The following is a 23,483-nucleotide window of genomic DNA, read 5'->3' as shown; positions in this document are numbered from 1 at the left end:
TGGTCGGGCACCGCGCAGTCCGTGACCACCCGTCAGAGGAGAAGCCATGCCCTCCCCTTCGCGGGGCGGCGGCCCGGCCGCCATGCCCAAGTACCAGCGGATCGCCGCAGCGCTGCGCCGCGATCTCGACCGCGCCGCGCGCACCCCCGGCGGAAGACTGCCCTCCGAACGCAGCCTGGCCGCCCGGTACCAAGTGAACCGGCAGACCGTCAGGGCTGCCCTCCAGTACCTGCGCGAGGACGGCCTCGTCGTGACCGGGCGCCGCGGCTCACGCCCCGCCGTCTCGGCCGAGGTCGTCCCCGCGGCGGCCGATCCGGTGGCCTTCGCGCCCGCGTCCCCCGCGCCCGCCCTCAGCCGGAGCTGGGTGACGGTGGTCACCGTCCCGCCCTCGCTCGCCGTGCTGCTCGGGATGTCGGGCGGGGACCGCACCCTGGTCCACCACCACCGCGAGCGGGGGCGGACCGGGGAGACGCTCCGCCACGCCGTCACCTACTTCAGCCCGGACGTCGTCGCGCGCAGCCCCGAGCTGGCCGCCTGCCGCGGCCGCGCCGGGCACGCCGGCGAGCGGGACCTGGCCTCCCTCCGGGGCTGGCTGGAGCGGGCCGCGGCGGCCGGCCGGGTCGCCGAGACCATCACCATGACCCGCACCACGCACCCGCCGGCCTCGGCCCCCTCCTCCGCCCCCGCCTGCGGGCTGACCGTGCGCCGCACCGTGCACGCCCCGTCCGGTCCGCTCCTGGCCGTGACCGACCTGGCCTTCCCCACCTGGGACCATCTGACGATCCATCGTGACCGCCGTCACCCCGCCGCCGCCGGCTTCCGCGTCGTCTAGGAGTGTCCGGCGGGTCAGGGCCGGACAGCCCCCGGGCCGCTCCTGGCCGGCTCCGCGCACCCCGCACGTGAGGTGGATCACTCGTGCGTTTGCCGAAGTGAATGCCGGGCATCGGCACAGCTGGAGCGGAGCCTCGCCCTCCGGTGCCCTGCGCCGGGGGGCGACGCGCATGCGGGCGGATCCCGTCCCGCTCCACGGCCGCGCCGGACCGATCCGCGCGAGCCGTACCCGGTACGACCCGCGAGGTGTATGTGTCCACGCTCCAGGCCGAGCACGTCTACAAGGTGTTCGGCAACCGGCCCGACGACGCCGTGCGCGCACTCGAAGGCGGCGGCGACCGCAGCGAGCTGCGCGCCGACGGAGCCACGGCCGCGGTCATCGACGTCTCCTTCGACGTCGAGCCCGGCCAGATCTTCGTCGTGATGGGCCTGTCGGGATCCGGCAAGTCCACCCTGCTGCGCATGCTGAACGGCCTGCTCGAGCCCACCGCGGGACGCATCCTCTTCGGCGGCCAGGACCTCACCGCCCTCAGCGCGCGCGAGCTGCGCCGGGTACGGTCCACGAAGATATCCATGGTCTTCCAGCACTTCGCTCTCTTCCCGCACCGGAACGTTCTGGAGAACGCCGGCTACGGGCTGGAGGTACAGGGCGTGCCCCGCGCCGACCGGGACCGCCGGGCCGCGGAGGCGCTGGCCCTGTGCGGCCTCGAAGGCTGGGAGATGGCCTGGCCCGACGAGCTGTCCGGCGGCATGCAGCAGAGGGTCGGCCTCGCCCGGGCCCTGGCCACCGACGCCGAGCTGCTGCTGATGGACGAGTCCTTCAGCGCGCTGGACCCGCTGATCCGCCGCGACATGCAGGACCAGCTCCTCGAACTGCAGCGCACCCTGAAGAAGACCATCGTCTTCATCACCCACGACCTCAACGAGGCCATGCGCCTCGGCGACGGCATCGCCGTCATGCGCGACGGCCGCGTCGTCCAGCAGGGCACCGCCGAGGACATCCTCACCCGCCCCGCCGACGACTACGTCGCCTCCTTCGTCCAGGACGTGGACCGCTCCCGGGTGCTGACCGCGGACGCGGTGATGACGACGACCCGGCCGCACCGCCCCGGCGCGGACTCCTGCGGCTGTCCCACCGTCACCGCCGACACCCCGCTGGCCGAGCTGTGCGCCGTCAGCGCGCGGGTCCCGCACCCGGTCACCGTCACCGGCACCGACGGCGCCGTCGTCGGCTCCGTACCCCAGGACCGCCTCGTCGCCTTCATCGGCGACGAGCAGCGGGCCCCGGTCCGCTGCTCGGAGGTGGCCGCCTGATGCCCCGCCTGCCCCTCGGCGCCTGGGTCGACAGCGGAGTCGACTTCCTCCAGAGCCGCCTGTCCTGGCTGTTCGACGCCATCAGCGCACTCGTCACCGGCCTCTACGACGGCCTCGTCGCCGTCCTCTCCGCCCCCGCCCCGCTGCTGTTCGCGGGCATCCTCGCCATCGCCGCCTGGTGGCTGCGCGGTCTGCTCGCGGGCCTGCTCGCCTTCGCCGGTTTCGCGCTCGTCGACTCCGTCGGGCTCTGGCCCGACGCCATGTCCACGCTGTCGCTGGTCCTGGTCGCCACCCTCGTCACCCTGGTCTTCGCGATCCCGCTCGGCATCTGGGCGGCCCGCTCCGACCGGGTCAGCGCCGTCCTGCGGCCGCTCCTGGACTTCATGCAGACCATGCCCGCCATGGTCTACCTCATTCCCGGCATCATCTTCTTCGGGGTCGGCGTGGTGCCCGGCATCATCGCGACCATCGTCTTCTCGCTGCCGCCGGGCGTACGGATGACCGAACTCGGCATCCGCCAGGTCGACGCCGAACTGGTCGAGGCCGCCGAAGCGTTCGGCACCACCCCGCGCGACACCCTCGTCCGCGTCCAGCTGCCCCTGGCCCTGCCCACCCTCATGGCGGGCGTCAACCAGGTCATCATGCTCGGCCTGTCCATGGTCGTCATCGCCGGGATGGTCGGCGGCGGCGGCCTCGGCGGCGCCGTCTACCGGGCCATCGGCAACGTCGACATCGGCCTCGGCTTCGAAGCCGGCCTGTCCATCGTCATCCTCGCCATGTACCTCGACCGGATGACCGGCGCGCTCGGCCGCCAGGTCTCCCCGCTGGGCCGGCGCACCCTCGCCCGGGCCCGGTCGGCCGCCACCGGCGCCGCCCGCGTGTGGAACCACCGCCCCCAGCCCGCCTACGCCGCCACCGGAGCCGTCGTACTGGCCCTGGTCGCGGGCGGCCTGAGCACCTTCGGCGGCTCCGGCGGCGAGGACGGACCGGAGGGCGCCGACAACATCGGCAAGGGCCGCACCGTCTCCATCGGCTACATCCCGTGGGACGAGGGCATCGCCTCCACCTACCTCTGGAAGGAGCTCCTGGAACGGCGCGGCTTCAAGGTCGACACCCGCCAGCTGGAGGCCGGCGCGCTCTACACCGGCCTGGCCGGCGGCGGCCTCGACTTCCAGACCGACGCCTGGCTGCCCGTCACCCACGCCCAGTACTGGGAGAAGTACGGCGACAAGCTGGAGGACCTCGGCTCCTGGTACGGCCCGACCTCCATCGAGCTCGCCGTGCCCTCCTACATGAAGGACGTCCGCTCGCTCGCCGACCTCAAGGGCAAGTCCGGGCAGTTCAAGGGCCGGATCATCGGCATCGAGCCCAGCGCCGGCGCCATGGCCCTGCTGAAGGACAAGGTCATGAAGGAGTACGGCCTGGAGGGCGAGTACCAGGTCGTCGACGGCTCCACCCCCGGCATGCTCGCCGAACTCAAGCGCGCCTACGACAAGAAGGAGCCGGTGGTCACCGTGCTGTGGTCGCCGCACTGGGCGTACTCCTCGTACGAGCTGACCAAGCTGGAGGACCCGAAGGCCGTCTGGGGCAAGGGCGACGGCATCCACACCCTCGCCCGCGAGGGCTTCGCCGCCGATGAACCCGAAGTGGCCGCCTGGCTCCGCTCCTTCAAGCTCACCGAGGAGCAGCTCACCGGGCTGGAGGCGAAGATCCAGCAGACCGGCAAGGGCAAGGAGCAGCAGGCCGTCCGCGCCTGGCTCCAGGACCACCCCGACGTCGCCGCGCTGTCCTGACACGAGGCACACCGGAAGGGCCTCCACAGGCGCCGGTGTGCGCGGACCCCGTACGGGAATCCGCGCACACCGGCGCCTGCGCGCGTACGGGCCCCGCTCAGGGCACCGGCACCCGCTCCGGTGCCTGCGCCCCGGCGCCGGGCAGCGGCGCCGCCGGCCGCGGCCGCGCCGGCCACCACAGGGACCGGCCGAGCAGCACCGCGCACGCCGGGACCAGGACGATCGACAGGACGAAGGCGGAGAGCAGGATCCCGAGCCCCGTCGCGAAGCCGATCTGCTGCGTGGCCGCGACCGGGTTGACCGCGAGGCTGCCGAAGGAGGCGGCCAGCACCAGCCCGGCCGTCGCCACGGCCGGCGCGGTGTGCCGCACCGCCCGGGCCACCGCTTCCCGGGCCGGACCGGGCCGCTCCATCTCCTCCCGGATCCGGTCGGTCACCAGGATGTTGTAATCGGTGCCCAGCGCCACCACGAACAGGAACAGCACCAGCGGCAGCGTGAAGGCCACGCCCGGCTGGTCCAGCCCGTGCTGGAAGACGAGCGTCGCGGCGCCCAGCGTGGCGGCGAACCCCAGCCCCACCGCCAGCATCAGGATCAGCGGGGCGAGCAGGCTCCGCAGCAGCAGGAAGAGGATGAGCGCGATCAGGACCGCCGCGACCGGGAACACCAGCCGCAGGTCCTCGTCCACGGCCGTCGAGACGTCGGCGAACACCGCCGCGGTACCGCCCACATGGGCCTCGGTGCCGTCCGGCCGGTGCGCGGACACCGCGTCACGGACCGCGCCGGAGGCCAGGTCGCGGGCCTCCTGGCCGTGCGGATCGGCGTTCGGGAACAGGTCGATGCGCGCCGCCCGACGGTCCTCGCTCAGCACCGTCGGGGCGACCTGCCCCACCCCCTCCACCCGGGAGAGCGTCCCGGACAGGGCGTCGACCCGGCCGGTGGTGAGCTGTGCGCCGTCCGACGCGGTGACGTAGACGCTGATCGGGTCCGACACGCCCGCCGGCATCGCCCGGGAGATCTCGGCCGCGGTGGCCGCGGCGGCCGTCCGCTCACCGCCCGCGCCACCCGACCCGTAGTCCATCCGCATGCCGGCCATGCCCGCGGCGAGGGCGCCCAGCAGCACCACGGAGCCCAGGGCCGCCGTCAGGGGCCGCTTGACCAGCCAGGTGCCCAGCCGGCCGGCCGAGCCGCCGCGGGCTTCGCGCCGGTGGGCCCGCGAGGGCCAGAACATCCTGCGCCCGGTGACGGCGAGCAGGGCCGGCATGAAGGTGAGGCTGCCGAACAGCATCACCAGCACGGACACGGCGATGGCCGGACCGAGCACCCGGAACTGCCCGAAGGAGGCCACCCCGAGCGTGGCGAACGCCGCGACGATCGTCAGCGCGGCCGAGGTCACCGCCGTACCCACCCGCCCGGAGACCTCGGCGGCCGCGGCACGCCCCGGCTGTTCGGGGCGGCGGCGCAGCTGCTCGCGGAAGCGGAACAGCAGGAAGAGGAAGTAGTCGATGCCGATGCCGACCAGTACCACGCCGATCAGCTGCGGGGTGGACGGGTCCAGGGTGACGCCGGTCAGCATCGCGACGCCGACCACCGTGCCCGTCGCGGCGCCGCCGATGACGGTCACCACGATCAGCGGCAGCAGTGCGGCGAGCACGCTGCGGAAGACCAGCACGTGCAGCAGCACGATGACACCGAGCATCACGATGCCGACCACCCGGGACCGGGTCTCCTCGGCGTCGACGCCGTCGACGGTGGAGGCGAGCCCGCCCGTGTAGCCGGTCCGGAACCCGGCCTCGGCGAACCCGGCCCGGGCGTGCTCGCGGAACGCCCGGTAGGTGTCGTGCAGTCCGGGGTCCTGGGGGTTGCCCTGCAGTTCCACGGACAGCAGCCGGAAGCCCCGCTCGGGGGCCGTCATGACCGGGGCGACCTTCGGAGTCTGCGAGTGGTCCCGGGCGAACGGCGTCTCCTGCTCGGGCTTCGGCATGGCCACCCGGTGGCGGCCCAGCTGCGCGGCCTCCTCGTCGATGCGCCGTTCGTCGGCCCCGCTCAGCGGCGCGCCGTCCGGCCGGGCCACCAGCACGGTCAGCGTGTTGGCGTCCGGTTTCACCCCGAACCGCTCCTCGGCGACCTTCAGGGCCGCCGCCGAGTCGTAGGTCGAGGGCAGGAAATCGCCGGTGTTGCTCTGGGTGGCGCGGAAGACGAGCGCCTGCCCCAGGATCGTCAGGGCGATGCCGAGCACGGCCCACAGGGCGATCACCTTCCACGGATTCCTCGTCGAGAACCCGGTCAGGGCGCGGATCACGTGACTCCTCAGGTCAGTGGGGCGGACCGGGGGTTCCCGGCCCGACTCCAGACCATCAGCCGGGGGCCGCGGAAACGTCGACGTACGGGAGGAACCGCACCCCGGGACCCGGGTCCGGGCGACGCCCCCGACCAGGACCCTGGTCCTGGTCGGCAACCGGCCCACGGGACGGCGGCACCGGTCGGCCGGGCTGCCAGAATGGATCGAGAGGAACCGGCACGAACCGCCCCCGCACCGGCGGGGAGCAGGCCGGCGGGGGAGGGCCGGCACGGATGAACAAGGGCGCCGACAGGCTGCGCTGGACACGCAACGACGCACTGGTGGCCATCGGGGCCGCCGCGGTGGACCTGCTGGGCTTCTCGGTCGGCGCCCAGTCCGAGGACATGCCCCTCACCCTCTCGGCCGTCTGCGCACTCGTGGCGGCCGGCATGTGCCTGCTCGCCCGCCGCCGGCGACCGGTCCCGGTGCTCGCGGTGGTGCTGCTCCTCGGGATCGTGCCCAACGTCGTCATCCCGGACGTCACGCCGCACTTCCCGCTCGGCCTGGCCGTCGCCCTCTACTCGGTGGTCCGGTTCAGCCGGCCCGCGGTCGCCGCGGCGGCCGTCGCCCTGACCGTGCCACTGGCCTCGGCGGGCCAGGGCGGCATGCTGGTCGCCTCCGGCTGGTCCCTCGTCGCCAACGCGGCCGCCGCGGCCCTGGTCGCCGGCGCCGCACTGGTCATCAACCGCTGGCAGCGGGAGGTCGCGGCCAACCAGGCCCTCCAGGCCGAGCGCGCGGTCGCCGAGGAGCGCCGCCGGATCGCCCGGGAACTGCACGACATCGTCGCCCACCACATCACCGCCATGCAGCTGATGGCGGGCGGCGCGCGGGCCAACCTGGCGCACGACACCGAGGCGGCCCGCGAGGCCCTCGTCTCCCTGGAGGACTCGGGCCGCATGGCGCTGCGCGAGATGCGCCAACTCCTCGACGTCCTGCGGGCGGGCGAGGAGGCGGACGAAGCCCCGCCGGCGCCCCAGCCCGGCGCCGCGGACCTGGAGCGGATCGTCACCGAGTCGCGGCTGGCCGGAACGGAGACGGAGTTCACCGTCGAGGGCCCCGTCCGCCCGCTGCCGCCCAGCGTCGGCCTCACCCTCTTCCGCATCGTGCAGGAGGCGTTGACCAACACCCGCAAGCACGCGGGGGAGGCGCGGGCCCAGGTACGGCTGACGTACCGCTCGGACGAGGTCGCCGTAGAGGTGTGCGACGACGGGGCCGGTGCACCGCCGCCGGCCGCCCGGCCCGCCGCGGGCAGCGGGTACGGTCTGATCGGAATGCACGAACGCGTGGCCCTCCAGGGCGGCACCCTGGAGGCGGCCGCACGCGCCGGCGGCGGATTCCGGGTGGCGGCACGCCTCCCGGTCCCGGCGGGGCGGGGCGGCGAGGGAGGGGAACGACACCGATGATCCGTGTGCTCATAGCCGACGACCAGCCGCTGGTACGGCGGGGCCTCGCCCTGATCCTCGGCCCGGACCCGGAGTTCGAGGTGGTGGGCGAGGCCGAGGACGGCGCCCGCGCCGTCGCCCTGGCCCGGGAACTGCGGCCCGACGTGGTCGTCATGGACATCCGGATGCCCGTCCTGGACGGCGTCCGGGCCACCGCGGAACTGGCGCGCAGCCTCCCCGGCGTCCGCGTCCTGGCGCTCAGCACCTTCGACATGGACGAGTACGTGGTCGCGGCCCTGCGCGCGGGAGCGTACGGCTTCCTCCCGAAGGACGTCTCCCCGGAGGAACTCGGCGCCGCGGTCCGCATCGTGCACGGCGGCGAGGCGGCCGTCGCACCCCGGCTGCTCACCCGGCTGCTCTCCGCCTACGTGACGACCCCCGCGCCCGCCCGCCCGGCCGCGGCGGCCGCGGTCCCGCCCGACATGACCCCGCGCGAGCGGGAGATCTGGCAGCTCCTGGCCTCCGGCCTGGACAACGCGGAGATCGCCGCGGAGCTGGACATCAGCGTCTCCACGGTCAAGAACCACATCACGGGCATCTTCGGCAAGCTGGGCGTCCGGGACCGCGCCCAGGCGGTGATCGCGGCCTACGAATCGGGGCTGGTGGAGGCGGGCAGCGGGAGCGGTTGATCACAAAGTGCCCGCAAGAGGACCGGAATCCTCCTGGTGACCGTACCTCTGACCAGCCAGAACACTGGATGATTCGCCCGTGCGCAGGGGGCCTCCTCCATGGCACAGTGCGAGCAGCCCAACCGCACGAGCAGGGAGCCTCCATGCGCGATCCGCACGTCACGCCGCTCGCGGCCGCCCCCGTGCGCCCGCCGGAGCCGGGCCCGTTGCCCTGCTGTCCGGTGTGCGGCGGCGTGCCGCAACGCATCTCCTGGCGCCAGCGTCCGGGAGATCCGGTGCTGCTGGTCTTCGACCCCTGCGGCCACCGCTGGAGCACCCCCGCCCCGCCCGTCCTCGCGGTCACCCCGCCACGGGCACACGGTCACGCCGACGCCGGCTGAGCCGGCGCCGGCGCGAGGTCCGGTCAGCTGGTGAACACCTGCACGATCCGGTCGCCGTTGACCGCGACGCCCGTCTTCGTGAAGCTGCAGTTCTTGATGTTGCCCGCGTGGCCCGCGCTGTTGAGCCAACCGTCGACGTGCACCTTCTCGTCGCCCGAACCCCAGGCGATGTTCTCGGCGTACCCGTTGAACGTGGCTCCGGCCTTCTTCAGCCGGTCCGGGATGGAGGAGCCGTCGGAGCCCGTGTGGCTGGTGGTCGTGTCGTTGGCGTATTCCTGGGCCGCGGCCTGGACCTTGGGGTCGACCGTGAGAGGCTGGCAACCTGCGGCCGTACGGGCCTCGTTGACGAGCTGGAGGACCTTGTTGGGGTCGGCCTGAAGCGGAACTGCGGCGCGCGTGCCCACCGTTGCGGGCTCCGCGGCGGCGGCTGCCCCGGCGCCGATGGCGCCTCCGAGCACCAGCAGTGAGGACGCACACACGGCGGTGCACCCGCGCCGTACCCGGCCGGATCCGAAAGCCATGGGATTACCTTCCTTCTCGACGAGAAGCGGCAGACGCGGCGGACGCCGCCGCCGGTCCCCCCATCCCTGCCGATTCTCCGCCGCACCCCACCCAGCCGCATCTCCCGGCGGTAAATACCCAGCTCAGACGGGTCGAGCGGCAGGGCGGGGGCCGGCGACCGCCTCGGCGAGGAGGCGCCGGCCCGCCGATGTGGTGAGCGCACCGCGCAAGGCCGTGTCGCGGACCGCCCGGGCGGGCGCCGCACGCAGGGTCCAGGCGCGCGTGGCGAGGTCCGTACGGGCCAGGACGCGCAGGGCGTCGGCGCGGCGGCCGCGGCGCCAGGCCGCGAGGCCGTCGGGGCCCGCACCCGGCAGGGCCGAGGCCAGGGACACCGCGTCCCGGAGCCCGAGGTTGAGGCCCTGTCCGCCGATCGGGCTGCACACGTGGGCGGCGTCCCCGATCAGCAGCACCCGCCGGCTCTCCGCACGGCCGGCCAGCCGCCGCTCGGTGCGGAAGGTGCTCGTCCAGCGGCACGCGCGGACACTCGCCGTCCAGCCCCGGACCGCAGCCTCGGCGACGAGCGCCTCCGGGTCCTGCGCGGCGCCCGGCGGGAGCCCGTCCGGCCGGTGCAGCACCACCCGTGCCCAGCCGTCCAGGTGCATCGGCAGTACGACGAGCAGTCCGCGCGGACCGCCGACCATGTGCACCCGCGCCGGATCCAGGGAAGGCCCGTCGACCTGGAGGTCGGCGAGCTGCCAGGTGCCCCCGTACGTCCGGCCGCGGAACGCCGTCCCGGCGAGGGCGCGCAGGGTGCTCGACGCGCCGTCGGCCCCCACCACCCAGCGTGCGCGCAGCGGTTCGAGCGCGTCGCACCGCACGGTGACGCCGTCGGCGTCCTCCTCCACCGACGTGACGGACGTCGAACGGTGCACGCGCACGCCCGCGCGCCCGGCCTGCGCCGCGAGCAGTCCCTCGGTGGCGCACTGCGGGACGGTCAGGATGTACGGGTAGGGGGTGGGAAGCCGCGCCAGGTCGAAGCCGCCCAGCCTGCGCCGCCCGGACCACATGTCGACCGTGTCCACGCGCCGCCCCAGCGGGTGCAGCGACTCGGCCAGCCCGCTCGGGGCCAGGGCCTCCAGGGTCCGCGCGTGCAGGTCCGTCGCCCGCGACTCGGTGACCGGGCCGGGACGGCGTTCCAGGACGGCGACGCCCAGGCCGGCCCGGGCGAGCAGCAGCGCGCTGCTCAGCCCGACCGGCCCCGCCCCCACCACCGCGACGTCCACGTCAACCATGCCGGGAACTCTAGGGGGTCGTGAGGACGACGAGCTGCCGGGTCGCTCGGGTCATCGCGACATAGCGGTCGACCGCCCCCTCGACGCCCTCGCCGAACCGGTCGGGGTCGACGAGGACGACCAGGTCGAACTCCAGCCCCTTCGACAGCGCCGGCGTCAGCGACCGGACACGGGACGTCGGCCGGAACGCGGGGTCGCCGATGACGCAGGCGGTGCCTTCGGGGTGTTCGGCCAGCCAGTCTTCGAGCACCGGCTCCAGGTCGGTGACGCAGCCGTGGACGACGGGGATGCCGCTGCTGCGGATGGACGTCGGCACGTTGGCGTCGGGGAGCGCGGCGCGGATGGCCGGCTCGGCCGCCGCCATGACCTCTTCCGGGGTGCGGTAGTTGATGCTCAGGGAGGCCACCGTGATCCGGTCGACACCGACGCGTTCGAGCCGTTCCCGCCAGGACTCCGTGAACCCGTGGCGGGCTTGGGCCCGGTCGCCGACGACGGTGAAGCTCCGCGACGGGCAGCGGGCCAGCAGCATCTGCCATTCGGCGTCGGTCAGTTCCTGGGCCTCGTCCACGATGACGTGGGCGAACGGGCCGGCCAGGAGGTCCGGTTCGGCGGTGGCCAGCGCGCTCTCGTCGATCAGGGTGTCCTGGAGGTCCCGGCCGCGCAGCATCCCCATCGCGCCCTCGCTCTCGTCGATCACGACGTTCTGCAGCAGGCTTTCGACGGCGTCGGCCCGGCGGGCGCGTTCCGCGGCGACGGCGGCCTCGTTGCGGCGCTTGCGGACCGCGGCCCCGGCGTCGCCGAGCCGCTGCCGGGCGGCGTCCAGGAGCGGCAGGTCGGACACCGTCCAGGCCCGGGCGTCCGCCCGCTGCAGCCTGCTCACCTCGTCGGGGGCCAGCCAGGGCGCGCACTTGCGCAGGTAGGCGGGCACCGACCACAGGTCCGAGACGAGGTCGGTCGCCTCCAGCATCGGCCACGCCCGGTTGAGGGTCCGGATCAGCTCCCGGTCCTGCAGCAGGGACCGCCGCAGCAGCTCGGGCGGGACGTCGTGCCCTTCGCCGCCGTCCTCGTGCTTGTCCATGAGGAGGGTGAGCAGCTCCTCCCGGATCTGCTCGCGGGCCTCGTTGTGCGGGGTGCCCGGCTCCACCGCTTCGAACGCCGCGGCCCAGTCGTCGGGGCTCAGCCAGACGTCGGACCAGTGGCTGGATACGGTCATCCCCCGGGTGGGCGGCTCCTCGTAGATGCGGACGGCCGCGTCGACCGCCTTCACCAGGTCCGCGGAGGACTTGAGCAGGGCCACGCGCGGGTCGCGTTCCTCGGCCGCCCCGGCGCCCTCGGCGACGAGGTCGCGCAGCGTGCAGGTCTGCACGCCCTCCTCGCCGAGGCTGGGCAGGACGTCGGCGACGTAGGCCAGATAGGGCTGGTGCGGGCCGACGAACAGGACGCCGCCGCGACGGTGGCCGAGCCGGGGGTCGGCGTAGAGGAGGTGGGCGGCGCGGTGCAGTGCGACCACGGTCTTGCCCGTGCCCGGGCCGCCGTCGACGACGAGGGCGCCGCGGGACCCGGCGCGGATGACGGCGTCCTGGTCGGCCTGGATGGTGGAGAGCACGTCGCGCATCCGGGCGGACCGGTTGCCGCCCAGGCTGGCGATGAACGCGGACTGGTCGTCGAGGGCCGCGTGTCCTTCGAGCGCGTCGGTGCTGAACACCTCGTCCCAGTAGTCGCTGATCCGGCCGCCGGTCCAGCGGTACCGGCGGCGGCTCGCGAGCCCCAGCGGGTTGGCGTGGGTCGCCGCGAAGAACGGCTCGGCGGCGGGGGAGCGCCAGTCGAGCAGCAGCCTGCGCCCGGTGCTGTCGGTGAGGCCGAGGCGTCCCACGTACACGGGTTCGCCGCCGTCGGCGGGGACGATGCGCCCCAGGCACAGGTCCAGGCCGAAGCGGCGCAGGGTGCGCAGGCGGGCGGTCAGGCGGTGGATCTCGGCGTCCCGGTCCATGGCCTCCCGGCCGATACCGCCGGGCGCCCTGCGCGCCGCCTCCAGGCGGTCGGAGAGTTCGCCGATCGACTGCGCGAGGCTTTCCGAGATGGCCGCGAAGTGCCGCTCGTCGCCGTCGATCAGGGCCGGGTCGGCCTTGGGGGAGAGGTGGTCGGGAAGGTCGAACGCGCTGCTGTCCCGCGGAGCGTCCGCGACCGGCTCGACGTCACCGCGCGATTCGTGAACCGGCAAAAACGCATGCACTTCGTGAATCTCCCATTTCTGCAGCTTCTGGCTTCGGTCCGCGATTTTGCCCCAGCACCAGGGCCTTGCCGCAAGCCCCCTGGTGCGCTATAAGTTGAGAGTGGCAAGGAGTGGGTTCACCTCCTTGCTTTTCTCGTCCGTTCCGGACAGCTTCCTTCCGCACCCCGGCCCAGCCCTCGCTCGTCCGCGCCCACCGTGGCCGGCCGTGGCTTCCGCGTGCCCGGCTGAGGCCTGAAAGTTGTTCAAAGATGCTTGATGGAAGGTGACTTCGAGCAGCATCCTTCAAAGGAGGCCGCCGGAGCGCTATCTTGCCGGGAGCATGCCAAAGAGCTGTGTCCGTTTTCCGGACCGCACGAGGAGCTGCCCCATGAGACTGCCGAGCATCCGCAGGAGCCGACGGGTCCCCTTATCCGGCCGGCCGCGCTCACCACGCCGGCGAGCAGGGCGGCGGCTGCGAGCCCCGGGCGCCGCCCTGCTCGCCGCCGCCCTCACCGTCGCGGGCCTGGCCGCCGCCGGACCGCTCGTCGCACCCGCCACCGCGGCCCCCTCCGGGACCACGGCCACCGCGGGCGACGTCACCGGCCTCACCCGGTCCGGGAACACCTTCACCGTCACGGCCTCCAGCGGCGCCAAGGCCCGGGTGGTCGTCGCCCGCGCCGACATCTTCCGCCTCTGGCTCTCACCCGACGGCACCTTCACCGACGATCCGGCCGGCTCCGACCTCGCCGTCACCACCGACTTCGGGTCCGTCCCCGTGAACCACACCGACGCCGGCGCGTACCACCGGATCAGCACGGGCTCCCTCGCCATCCGGGTCTACAAGTCGCCGCTGCGGTTCGCCGTCTACCGCGCCGACGACACGACCCCCGTCTGGCAGGAGACCCGGCCCACCAGCTGGACCGGCGGCCGCACCACGCAGTACCTCGCCCGCGGCGCGGACGAGCAGTTCTACGGCACCGGCCTGCGCCTGGGCGAATGGGCGCTGCGCGACAAGAGCGTCCCCATCGCCGTCGACAACAAGTGGCGCGAGAACGGCAACGCCAGCCCCGCCCCCTTCTACATGTCCACCAACGGTTACGGCGTGATGCGCAACACCTGGGCCCCGGGCTCCTACGGATTCAACGCCCCCACCACCCTCACCCACGACGAGAAGCGCTTCGACGCCTGGTACTTCACCGGCGATTCGCTGAAATCCGTGCTCGACGCCTACACCGACGTCAGCGGAAAGCCGTTCATGGCCCCCATGTGGGGCTTCGAGCTCGGCAACGCCGACTGCTTCAACGCCTCCAATCCCGAGTACCAGGGCGACCACGCCCGTCCCCGCCACCAGACCACGCCCGATGTCGTCGGCTACGCGGCCGACGCGCGGGCCGCCGACATGCCCTCGGGCTGGTTCCTCCCCAACGACGGCTACGGCTGCGGCTACACCGCACCCCTGAAATCGACCGTCGACGCCCTCCGGGCCAAGGGCTTCCAGACCGGCCTGTGGACCTCGACCGGCCTCGGCTCCATCGCCGACGAGGTCGCCGCCGCGGGCAGCCGCGGCGTGAAGACCGACGTGGCCTGGATCGGCAGCGGCTACAAGTACGCCTTCGACGGCGTGCAACAGGCCGTCGACGGGATCGAGAAGAACTCCGACGCCCGCCGCTTCGTCTGGACCGTCGACGGCTGGGCGGGCACCCAGCGCAACGCCGTCGTCTGGACCGGCGACACCCACGGCACCTGGGACGACATGCGCTGGCACGTCCCCGCCATCACCGGCGCCGGACTCTCCGGCCTCAACTACGCCGCCGGCGACATCGACGGGATCTTCGGCGGCAGCCCGCAGACCTACACCCGCGACCTGCAGTGGAAGGCGTTCACCCCCGCCTTCATGACCATGTCCGGGTGGGGCGCCACCAATCCCTCCACCGGCTACCACGACAAGCAGCCCTGGCGCTTCGCCGAACCGTACCTGTCCATCAACCGCAAGTACCTCCAGCTGAAGATGCGGCTGATGCCCTACCTGTACACGATGAGCCGCGTCGCGCACGAGACGGGCGTCCCCAGCACCCGCGCCATGGTCCTGGAGTACCCCGACGACCCGGTGGCGCGTTCCAACGCCACCAGCGGCCAGTTCATGGCCGGCGACTCCCTCCTCGTCGCGCCCGTCGTCTCCGACACCACGGTCCGCGACGGCATCCACCTGCCCGCAGGTACCTGGACGGACTACTGGACGGGCCGGACGTACCAGGGCCCCGGCCGGCTCGACGGGTACCGGGCGCCCCTCGACACCCTCCCGCTGTTCGTCAAGGGCGGCGGCATCGTGCCGATGTGGCCGCAGATGAACCACACGGGGGAGAAGCCGGTCTCCACCCTCACCTACGACATCCACCCGCGCGGCGCCTCCTCCTTCAGCCTCTACGAGGACGACGGCCGCACCCGCGCCCACGAGTCGGGCGCCTACGCCCGCCAGCGGGTCGACGTCACCGCCCCCGCGTCGGGCACCGGCACGGTCACCGTCTCCGTGGGCGCCCCCACCGGCAGCTACGCCGGCAAACCGGCCTCCCGGGGCTACGAGTTCACCCTCCACGTGGCCTCCGCGCCCACCGCCCTCACGGTGGACGCGGCCGCCCTGCCGCGCCTGGCCTCCAAGGCCGCCTACGACGCCGCCGCGACCGGCTGGTTCTTCGACCCGGCGGACCACGCCGGGATCCTCCGGGTCAAAACCGGTACCAAGGCGGAGGCGTTCACCGTCAAGGCCACCGGCACCACCCTGCCCGCAGCCGAATCCCTGCCCGCCTCCGCGCCGATCGACCGGACGGGCTGGTCCCTGGTGCACGCCGACAGCCAGGAGACCGCCGCCGAGAACGGCGCGGCCGCAGGCGCCTTCGACGGCAACCCCGCCACGATGTGGCACACCGCCTGGTCCTCCCCGAAGCCCGCCCCGCTGCCGCACGAGATCCAGATCGATCTCGGCGCCCGCCACACCGTCGACGGCCTCGGCTACCTCCCCCGCCAGGACGGCGGTGTCAACGGCCGGATCGGCGGCTACGAGATCCACCTCTCCGACACCACCACGGACTGGGGTCCGCCGGTGGCGAGCGGCACCTTCGCCGACACCGCCGCCGCCAAGACCACGGCCCTGACCCCGAAGACCGGCCGCTACCTGCGCCTCAGAGCCCTGAGCGAAGCCGGCGGACGCGGCCCCTGGACCAGTGCCGCCGAGATCACCCTCACCGGCCGCCCCGCACCGGTGAACACCGCCTAGGTCGTGTCCGCGAGCACGGCCTGGCACTCCCGCCAGGCCGGCTCGCTCAGCAGCCCCCGCAACCGGCCGAACAGCGAGAGGAGTTCGCCGCCCCGCGCCTCCCGGAAGGCGGGATCGATCCGCGCCAGGTCGAGTTCGTTCGCCGCCGACAGCTCGGCCAGGTCCCGCCGCGACTGCAGGGCGGGGGAGTGGACGGCGCCCGTGAACCGGTCCCGGAAGGCCGCCTGCGCACGGTCGAGCGTCGGATACGAAGCCGCCCGGTCGCAGGCGGCGTACAGGTAGACGATCGACTCGGCCTCCTCGCCGATCACCGCGGCCAGCTCCGCCCGCCGGGCGAGCGGCAGCAGAGCGGTGGGAAACCCGTCGGTTCCGTAGAACGCGTGGCACAGGCCCGCCGTTCGCAGGGCGGGCCGGGCACCCCAGGACGCGAGCAGCCCCCGGACGCGCTCCAGATGCGCCGACAGGGTCCCGCCCGGGTGGGCGACGTCCTGCGCACCGAGTTCCCGCAGCCAAGCGACGGCACGTTCCGACACGGAAGCCTCCCCGGGACCGTGGTGGTGGGTCGGCACCCGTCCACACCTTTCGCCGGGGGTCCGGACCCCGTGGCGAAGGCGGGGACGGGTTGCCGCCCGGGCCCTGCATCGATCTTGATCCACCCCAACACCCAAGTCAATCCTCCTGTTCGCTGCCCACATCCAAGGAATATCTTGGGTCTCATGACCCTCGACGACCTCCGCGTGTTCGTGGCCGTCTGCCGCGTCGGCAGCCTCAGTGCCGTCGCACGCGACCTCGGCTGCACCCAGTCCGCCGTCAGCCAGCACGTCCGCCGCCTGGAGAAGCAGACCGGCACCAGCCTCCTGGAGCGGCACGCCCGCGGCGTCGTACCCACCGAGGCCGGCCGCATCGTCCAGGCGGCCGCCGCCGACGGCATCGCGGGCCTCGACGGCGCGCTGCGCCGCGTGGACGACCTCGTACGGGGCGGCGGCGGCACCGTGCGCATCACCACCGGCGCCACGACCGTGCGGCACTTCATGTCCGAGGCCGTCGTCTCCTTCCGCCGCGACCACCCCGAGGTGAGCCTGGAGTTCCAGACCGAGAACTCCAGCCGCAGCTGCTTCGACGCCCTCGCGGCGGGCGACCTCGACCTCGCCTGGATCACCATCGGCGCCCCCGTGCGCGGCATCGAGCAGCGCCCCGTCATGGAACTGCCCTGGGTGCTCGCGGTCGGCGCCGACGACCCCCTCGCCGGCCGGGCCGGCCTCACCCCGGCCGACCTCGCCGGCATCCGCCACATCCGGCTCCCGGAGAACTCCGCCTCCCGCTCCCACCTCGACGCCGCCCTCGCCGAGTCCGGCATCCACGTACGCTCCGACACCAGCGTCGCCGACTGGGACACCGCCCTGCTGCTCGCCGAACTAGGCCTGGGACACGCCGTCGTGCCCGCGCTGCCCGGCTGGCAGGTCCCCGGTCGCGACGGGCCGCTGCGCCTCGTGCCGATCCCCGCCCTGCCGCCGCTCGCCGTCGGCTGGGCCGTCCGCCGCTGGGCCGCCCTCGCCCCGCCGGCCCTCGTCTTCGCCGACGAGGTCGCCCGCAGCTGCCGGGCGCGCGCCGCCGGGCAGCAGTGACGCCGCGACCAGACCGACCGCGGCCAGCGCGGCCAGCGCCACCAGCGACGGCCCCTCCACCCCGGCGCTCGCGGCGACCGCGATGCCCAGGGCCGGACCGACGTTCATCGCCGTCTGCTTGAGCCCGCCGACCACCCCGGCGTACCCGGCCGGGGCCTCGCCGACCACCGCCCCGGTGGCGGTGACCATGACGGTCGTGAAGCCGGCGCCGAGCACCGCGAAGGCCGGCCCGGACGCGGAGCCGAGCCCGGCGATCCCGGCGACGACCAGGGCCGTACCGGTCAGCGCGGTCCGGCGCGCCCCGAACCGGCGCAGTGCCATCCCGGCCACCGGAGCGCCCGCGACCATCACCGCCGTCAGCGGCAGCACCCGCAGTCCCGTCTCGAGCGCGTCCAGCCCCTGGACGTCCTGGAGCCGGAACGTCGCCGTGAACAGCGCCCCGAACATGCCCGCGGACACCACCAGCAGCAGGGCCATCGAGGCCGTCACCGCCCTGGCCCGGGCCACGGCGGGCGGCACGAGCGGCCGCGCGGAACGCCGTTCCCGCCGTACGAACCAGGCGGCGAGCACGGCGGCGCCCGCGAACCCGAGCAGCGTCGCCGCGCCGCTCCACCCGTGCTCCGGTACGCCGACCAGCGCGTGCACGAACACCGCGACGGCCGTCGCCAGCAGGGCCGCACCGCCGAGCTCCAGCCGCCCCGCCTCCTCGCGCGGCGGCGCGGGCGCCCGTACCGCGAGCGTCAGCGCGGCGATCACCACGGCCACGGGCACGTTGACGACGAACACCGCCCGCCAGTCCCACTGGGCGACCAGCAGACCGCCCAGCAGCGGACCGGCCGCCGCGGCCACCCCGATCGCGCTGGTCCGCACGGCCACCGGCGTGGCCAGCCGGTCGGGCGGATACGCGAGTCTCAGCAGCGCCAGCGTGGCCGGCTGGAGCAGCGCGCCGAACACGCCCTGCACGGCGCGCAGTGCGATCACCCAGCCCACGCCGGGCGCGAAGACGATGCCCGCCGAGGCCGCGGCGAAGCCGAGCACGCCGACGAACAGCAGCCGGGAGTGCCCGTACCGGTCGCCCAGCCGACCGGCGACGACCAGGAACGCGGCCACCGCCAGCATGTAGGCGGTACTGGTCCACTGGACCTGCGTCACGCTCGCCCCGAGGTCGTGGCTCAGGCTCGGCTGCGCCACCGTCAGCACGGTGCCGTCGAGCGCGACGAGCATGGCGCCCGCCACACTGACGAGCAGTGAGATCCGCTGCCTCACGCCGGGACACCCCCGAGGTGCGCGCCGACGGCGGCGTCCACCAGCCGCTCGACACCCGCGGCCCGGTCCTCGCCGAGGACCAGAGGCAGGCTGCCCCAGCGCCACAGCTGCGCCACACCGTGCAGGTTGGCCCACAGGGCGGCGGCGGTGACGGAGGGCTCCCTCGCCCCGCACCGGCCGACGAGCGCTACGAGCAGGGCGAACAGGGGGAGGGTCGACTCCCGCAGCCGCGGCTCGTCCGAGGGGTCCTGCCCCGCGCTGTCCAGCAGGTCGTGCCGGAACATCAGCTCGAACATCCCGGGGTGCTCCAGCGCGTAGCCCACGTAGGCGCAGCCGATGGCCCGCACCCGCTCCCGCGGAGTGGACTCCCTCGCTCCGGCGGCCACCTCCGCGAACCGCTCGCCGAGATCGGCGAAGCCGCGCCGGGCGATCGCCGACAGCAGGGAGTGGTGGGTGGGGAAGTACCGGCGCGGCGCGCCGTGCGAGACGCCCGCCCGGCGGGCGATCTCCCGCAGCCCGAGGGCGCCGGTGCCCTCGCTCATGACGAGTTCCGCACCGACGTCGATCAGCCGTTCCCGAAGGGGTCTCTCCTGGTCCATGGACCTTTGTCTACCAGCGCGCGTAGACACTGTCTACTCACGCTGCCCGGGGCCGCGGCGGCTGGCGAGGACGCGCGGCGCGGTGCGGAGGATGATGGACTGGGCGGGGGCCCGAGGAGGAGGTGCACGTGCCATGACGGAGCACGACGGCGGTCCGTCGGCGCAGGACCTTGAGGAAGGCCGGCTGCTCAAGGAGCTGGAGGCCATCCACCGCACGCGCCACGAGACCCTGTTGCACGGGTCCGACGACGCCCTGGTCACCCATACCAAGCGGATGAACGAGCTGGAGCACGAGTACGTGCGCCGTCACCCGCAGCGGGCCAAGACCGCCTCCCGCACCCGATCGGGCGCCCGCGCCCGCACCAACGGCGAGCACTGACACCACACGCGCCGGCTCCCGCCGTCGACGGCGGGTGGGCTTTCTTTGCCTCGAATGAGACAATCTTGTATCGTTCGAGGCGAAGGAGGCTCAAGATGGTGCATGAAGAAGAACTGCTCGACGGCGCCGCCCGCGTCCTCGCCGGAGACCACAGCGCCTCGATGGTGCAGATCGCCGCCGGAATCGGGACGAGCCGCGCCACGCTGAGCCGTCGCTACGCGACCCGAGAGGCCCTGCTGAAAGCCGTAGCGGTCCGGGCGATCGAGGTGGTCGACGGCTGCCTGGCCCCGCTCGACCTGGCGCAGAACGCCGACGCCGCCGCCTTCGACGCCGCCCTGGAGGAACTGGTCGTCGCGCTGCTGCCCGCCGCCCACCTCTACGGCTTCACCTCACGCGACGCCACCGTGCTCGCGGACCCCGCGTTCCGGGCCGGCGTGGACCGGCAGGACCAGCGGGCCCTCGCCTTCCTCGCCCTCGGCCAGCGGCTGGGGCGGCTGCGCGCCGACCTCCCGCCGTACTGGATCTGGTACTCCCTCTGGGGACTCCTCGACGCCGCGGCCGAAGGAGTCCGGGACGGGCACCTCGCCCCCCGGCAGATCGGCCACCTGGTCCTGACCTCCTTCCTCAGCGGGACGCGGCCCTCCGCGCCGCCCCCCGCCGGCTCCCCCGCACCCTGATCCGCCCGTCACCGCGCACACACCCCGAACGGAACCCCATGCACACCCCCACGCCGGACCCTCGCAGGTGGATCGTCCTGGCGATCCTCTCCGGCAGCCTCCTGCTCATCTCCATGGACACCACGATCCTCAACGTGGCCTTCCCCTCGCTCGTCGGCGACCTCCAGCCCGGCGCCGTACAGCAGCTGTGGATCATCGACGTCTATGCGCTGGCCCTGTCCGGCCTCCTGGTCACCGCGGGCGCGCTCGGTGACCGGTGGGGCCGCAAGCGGCTGCTCATGGCGGGCTTCGGCATCTTCTCGGCGGCCTCGCTCATGGCCGTGTTCGCCACCGAGGCCTGGCACCTGATCGCCGCCCGCGCCCTGCTCGGCATCGGCGGCGCGGCCATCATGCCGGCCACGGTGTCCATCCTGCGCACCGTCTTCACCGACGCCAAGGAGCGCGCCTTCGCGCTCGCCGTCTGGGCGGCCGTCTTCGGCGGCGGCATGGCCTTCGGGCCCGTCGTCGGCGGCCTCCTGGTCCAGGACTACGGCTGGCACTCCGCCTTCCTCCTCAACCTGCCCGTCGCCGCCGTCATCGTGGCGGCCGGCCTGCGCTACCTGCCCGAATCACGCTCCCCGCGCAGCGGCGGCCGGTGGGACTGGTGGGGCGTCGGACAGTCCGTCGTCGGCATGCTCGCCCTCGCGGGCGGCATCAAGCAGCTCGGCAAGAGCGGTGTCGCCGACCCGCTGCCCTGGACCCTGCTCCTCGTCGCGGCCGTGGCGCTGACCGTCTTCGTCCGCCGCCAGACGAGGCTGGACAACCCCCTGCTCCAGGTACGGCTGTTCGCCAAGCCCGCCTTCAGCGTCGCGGCCACCGCGATCTTCCTCCCCATGGTGGGCATGGGCGCCATCCTCTTCCTGGTCACCCAGTGGTTCCAGTACGGCGAGGGCTACACCCCGCTGCAGGCCGGACTGCGCCTGCTGCCGGCCCCGCTCGCGCTGATCGCCGCCTCGATGGTCGCCCCCTCGCTGATGCAGCGCTTCGCGATCCGCCACGTGCTGGGCGCCGGACTCGTCGTCCTGGCCGCGGGCATGGCACTGCCGTGGACCCTCCAGCAGTTCACCGACCTCGGCTACCCGGCCTTCGCGGCCGCCCTCGCCGTGATGGGCCTGGGCGCCGGCACCGCGACCACCGTCGCCTCGGTGACCCTGGTCTCCGCCGCCCCCGCCGCCGAGGTCTCCAGCGCCGCCGCCATCGAGGAGACCTGCTACGAACTCGGCTCGGCCATGGGCGTCGCCGTCCTCGGCTCCACCGCCGCCGCGCTCTACCGGGGCAACCTGCCCGACCTCGAACTGGACGGCCCCACCGCGGCCGCCGCACGGGACTCCGTCGGAGAGGCCGCGCACATCGCCGAACGCCTGGGCGGCGCCGTCGGCCAGGCCCTGCTCGACACCGCCTCGCACGCCTACACCCTCGCCATCACCCCGGCGTTCCTCATGGCCGGCGGCCTCGCCGTCGCCGCGGCGGCCACGAGCTGGGCGCTCATTCCGCGCGATCTGCGTCCCACCGAGAACCACTGACCCGGGCGGGCCGGAACGCGCCGGCCGGCGCCGGCCCCAGGGTGGTGGTGCCCGGCGCCGCCCGGTGTCCCAGACCCGTGCGGTACGCGTCCATCGCGGCCTCGACCCGGCCGGTGCGCCGCAACAGGTCCCCCAGCAGCCGGCACAGGTCGGCGAGGTCGCCCGTCGCCCCGCTGCGCTCCAGCAGGGCCAGCGCCTGTACGTAGTGCTCCTCGGCGGACTCCGACTCGCCGCGCTCCTCGGCCATCAGGCCGAGGAGCCGGTGCGCGCCGCCGGCGTGCACGGCGCCGTGGCTGTTGCCGAGGTCCAGCAGCGCCGCGAGCAGCCCCGCGGCCTCGTCCTGCCGGCCCAGCCGGCGCAGTACGTCCGCGAGCTCCACCTCCACCTGGGCCGTGTACAGGCCGGCCCGCCGGGCCGACAGCATGTCCCGGGCCGTGCGCAGCTCCCGCTCCGCCGGTTCGAGTTCGCCGTTCTGGGCCAGTACGTAGCCCCGCATCCAGTGGCAGTGCGCCAGATCGGTGCTCAGCTGCAGCCGGCCGTAGATCGCCTGCGCCTTGGCCAGGGAGGCGTCGGCCTCGGCCATCCGCCCCTCGGCGAGGAAGGTCCGCGCCACCTGCCGGTGCATGCCCGCCACCAGCGCCGGATCGCCGACCTGCGGCGCCAGGGCGAGCGCGATCTCCGCCGAGTGGGCGGCGCGGGCGTGGGCGCCCATGTCCATGTACGGCCCGATCACCGCGGCGTGCAGCAGGACCAGCGCGTCGGGGTCGGCCAGCCCGCTCGCGCCCAGCTCGTCGATGGCGGACTCCAGCAGGTAGCAGGCGTAGCGCAGTTCGCCCGCGAGCAGGTGCGCCACGGCCCGGCCGCGCACGGGCCGGGCCCGCAGCGGTAGCGGCTCGTCGGCCAGCAGGCGTTCGGCCTCCTCGAAGTGGCCGATCGCGGCGGGCAGTTCACCGGACTCCAGCGCGCACTCGCCGAGCCCGAGGCGGGCCTGCGCCTGCTCGGGGGCGAGCCCGAGCTCCTCCGCCTCGGCGAGCAGCCGGCGGTAGCGCACGGCGGCCTCGTCGGCCGCGCCGGTGGCGAGCGTGCGCTGCGCGTCGGTGAGGGCGAGCCGCAGCTCGGTGGCCAGATGGGCGGGGCGGCCGGTGGCCAGCTCCTCGTACGAGGTGCCCAGGCGGGCGGCGAGGAAGCGCAGTGCGGTCTCGGAGGGGCGCACCTTGCCCGACTCCAGTGTGGAGACGTAGGCCGAGGTGTAGGAGGGGTGCGCCAACTGCTTCTGGGTCAGCCCGCGTTCGACACGCATGCGCTGGACCCTGCGGCCGATCTGGCCCGGTTCGTCCATGGAAATTCCCCTGGTTGCTCGAACTCCCCAGTA

At 74.0% G+C, this 23,483-nt stretch carries 18 protein-coding genes and 1 pseudogene; 11 read left to right on the top strand and 8 right to left on the bottom strand.

Annotated elements, in window-relative coordinates; all coding sequences use genetic code 11:
- Positions 1-46 precede the first annotated feature (46 nt).
- From IG86_RS39875 to IG86_RS0113040, 3 genes are all read left to right on the top strand, one after another.
- A complete protein-coding gene (locus IG86_RS39875; protein ID WP_051785134.1) occupies positions 47-832 on the top strand; it encodes a GntR family transcriptional regulator in 786 nt (261 codons plus the stop codon).
- A 251-nt stretch (positions 833-1,083) separates the two neighbouring features.
- Entirely contained in the window at positions 1,084-2,145 is a 1,062-nt protein-coding gene (locus IG86_RS0113045; RefSeq protein ID WP_037942341.1) for a quaternary amine ABC transporter ATP-binding protein, read from the top strand.
- Positions 2,145-3,938 carry an ABC transporter permease/substrate binding protein gene (locus tag IG86_RS0113040; RefSeq protein WP_030896877.1) on the top strand — a complete coding sequence of 598 codons (1,794 nt, stop codon included), beginning with the start codon at positions 2,145-2,147 and terminating at the stop codon, positions 3,936-3,938. Before IG86_RS0113045 ends, IG86_RS0113040 begins: the two co-directional genes overlap by 1 nt.
- A 97-nt stretch (positions 3,939-4,035) precedes the next feature.
- On the opposite strand, the gene IG86_RS0113035 is transcribed toward IG86_RS0113040, so the two are convergent.
- Positions 4,036-6,237: an MMPL family transporter gene (locus IG86_RS0113035; protein ID WP_037847799.1), complete on the bottom strand. Its 2,202-nt coding sequence runs from the start codon at positions 6,235-6,237 to the stop codon at positions 4,036-4,038.
- 272 nt (positions 6,238-6,509) lie between these two features.
- Between IG86_RS0113035 and IG86_RS45030 the strand changes: the two genes are divergently transcribed.
- From IG86_RS45030 to IG86_RS0113020, 3 genes are all read left to right on the top strand, one after another.
- Positions 6,510-7,679: a sensor histidine kinase gene (locus IG86_RS45030; protein ID WP_051785133.1), complete on the top strand. Its 1,170-nt coding sequence runs from the start codon at positions 6,510-6,512 to the stop codon at positions 7,677-7,679.
- The gene (locus tag IG86_RS0113025) at positions 7,676-8,347 is read left to right on the top strand and encodes a response regulator transcription factor (RefSeq protein WP_030819997.1); all 672 of its coding nucleotides are present in this window, start codon (positions 7,676-7,678) and stop codon (positions 8,345-8,347) included. The genes IG86_RS45030 and IG86_RS0113025 overlap by 4 nt, the downstream gene beginning before the upstream one ends.
- Before the next feature lie 143 nt (positions 8,348-8,490).
- Complete coding sequence (locus IG86_RS0113020) at positions 8,491-8,727, top strand: hypothetical protein (protein ID WP_030819995.1); 237 nt, start codon at positions 8,491-8,493, stop codon at positions 8,725-8,727.
- Between the two features lie 23 nt (positions 8,728-8,750).
- Here IG86_RS0113020 and IG86_RS38650 read toward each other — a convergent pair whose 3' ends face one another.
- From IG86_RS38650 to helR, 3 genes are all read right to left on the bottom strand, one after another.
- Complete coding sequence (locus IG86_RS38650) at positions 8,751-9,248, bottom strand: CAP domain-containing protein (RefSeq protein WP_051785132.1); 498 nt, start codon at positions 9,246-9,248, stop codon at positions 8,751-8,753.
- Positions 9,249-9,371: 123 nt separating this feature from the next.
- Entirely contained in the window at positions 9,372-10,520 is a 1,149-nt protein-coding gene (locus IG86_RS0113010; RefSeq protein ID WP_051785131.1) for an FAD-dependent oxidoreductase, read from the bottom strand.
- A gap of 10 nt (positions 10,521-10,530) precedes the next feature.
- The gene (gene helR / locus IG86_RS0113005; protein ID WP_045936937.1) at positions 10,531-12,741 is read right to left on the bottom strand and encodes an RNA polymerase recycling motor ATPase HelR; all 2,211 of its coding nucleotides are present in this window, start codon (positions 12,739-12,741) and stop codon (positions 10,531-10,533) included.
- Between the two features lie 379 nt (positions 12,742-13,120).
- On the opposite strand from helR, the gene IG86_RS0113000 reads away from it, so the two are divergent.
- The gene (locus tag IG86_RS0113000; RefSeq protein ID WP_078905887.1) at positions 13,121-16,003 is read left to right on the top strand and encodes a TIM-barrel domain-containing protein; all 2,883 of its coding nucleotides are present in this window, start codon (positions 13,121-13,123) and stop codon (positions 16,001-16,003) included.
- Here the strand turns inward: IG86_RS0113000 and IG86_RS0112995 are convergent.
- The gene (locus IG86_RS0112995; RefSeq protein ID WP_030819986.1) at positions 16,000-16,536 is read right to left on the bottom strand and encodes a DUF6817 domain-containing protein; all 537 of its coding nucleotides are present in this window, start codon (positions 16,534-16,536) and stop codon (positions 16,000-16,002) included. The genes IG86_RS0113000 and IG86_RS0112995 overlap by 4 nt on opposite strands.
- Before the next feature lie 183 nt (positions 16,537-16,719).
- Between IG86_RS0112995 and IG86_RS0112990 the strand changes: the two genes are divergently transcribed.
- Positions 16,720-17,628 (top strand): LysR family transcriptional regulator, encoded by a 909-nt coding sequence (locus IG86_RS0112990; protein ID WP_030896868.1) that lies wholly within the window; start codon positions 16,720-16,722, stop codon positions 17,626-17,628.
- On the opposite strand, the pseudogene IG86_RS41140 reads toward IG86_RS0112990, so the two are convergent.
- Both IG86_RS41140 and IG86_RS0112980 read right to left on the bottom strand, forming a co-directional pair.
- Positions 17,593-18,852 (bottom strand): annotated as a pseudogene (locus IG86_RS41140) (MFS transporter); the annotation flags it as partial. The gene IG86_RS0112990 and the pseudogene IG86_RS41140 sit on opposite strands and share 36 nt — an antisense overlap.
- Positions 18,853-18,890: 38 nt before the next feature.
- Complete coding sequence (locus IG86_RS0112980; protein ID WP_030819982.1) at positions 18,891-19,493, bottom strand: TetR/AcrR family transcriptional regulator; 603 nt, start codon at positions 19,491-19,493, stop codon at positions 18,891-18,893.
- Positions 19,494-19,626: 133 nt separating this feature from the next.
- Here IG86_RS0112980 and IG86_RS0112975 point away from each other — a divergent pair, with 133 nt between their 5' ends.
- From IG86_RS0112975 to IG86_RS0112965, 3 genes are all read left to right on the top strand, one after another.
- Entirely contained in the window at positions 19,627-19,872 is a 246-nt protein-coding gene (locus IG86_RS0112975; protein ID WP_030819980.1) for a DUF6158 family protein, read from the top strand.
- 95 nt (positions 19,873-19,967) lie between these two features.
- Positions 19,968-20,549: a TetR/AcrR family transcriptional regulator gene (locus IG86_RS0112970; protein WP_045936938.1), complete on the top strand. Its 582-nt coding sequence runs from the start codon at positions 19,968-19,970 to the stop codon at positions 20,547-20,549.
- A 38-nt stretch (positions 20,550-20,587) separates the two neighbouring features.
- A complete protein-coding gene (locus IG86_RS0112965) occupies positions 20,588-22,111 on the top strand; it encodes an MFS transporter (protein ID WP_053631378.1) in 1,524 nt (507 codons plus the stop codon).
- Here the strand turns inward: IG86_RS0112965 and IG86_RS0112960 are convergent.
- Positions 22,074-23,450 carry a helix-turn-helix domain-containing protein gene (locus tag IG86_RS0112960; protein ID WP_045936939.1) on the bottom strand — a complete coding sequence of 459 codons (1,377 nt, stop codon included), beginning with the start codon at positions 23,448-23,450 and terminating at the stop codon, positions 22,074-22,076. The genes IG86_RS0112965 and IG86_RS0112960 overlap by 38 nt on opposite strands.
- Between the last annotated feature and the right edge of the window lie 33 nt (positions 23,451-23,483).

Origin of the sequence: Streptomyces virginiae, from assembly GCF_000720455.1 — a bacterium.
GTDB lineage: Bacteria > Actinomycetota > Actinomycetes > Streptomycetales > Streptomycetaceae > Streptomyces > Streptomyces virginiae.
This window is presented reverse-complemented; position numbering and strand designations above follow the sequence as displayed.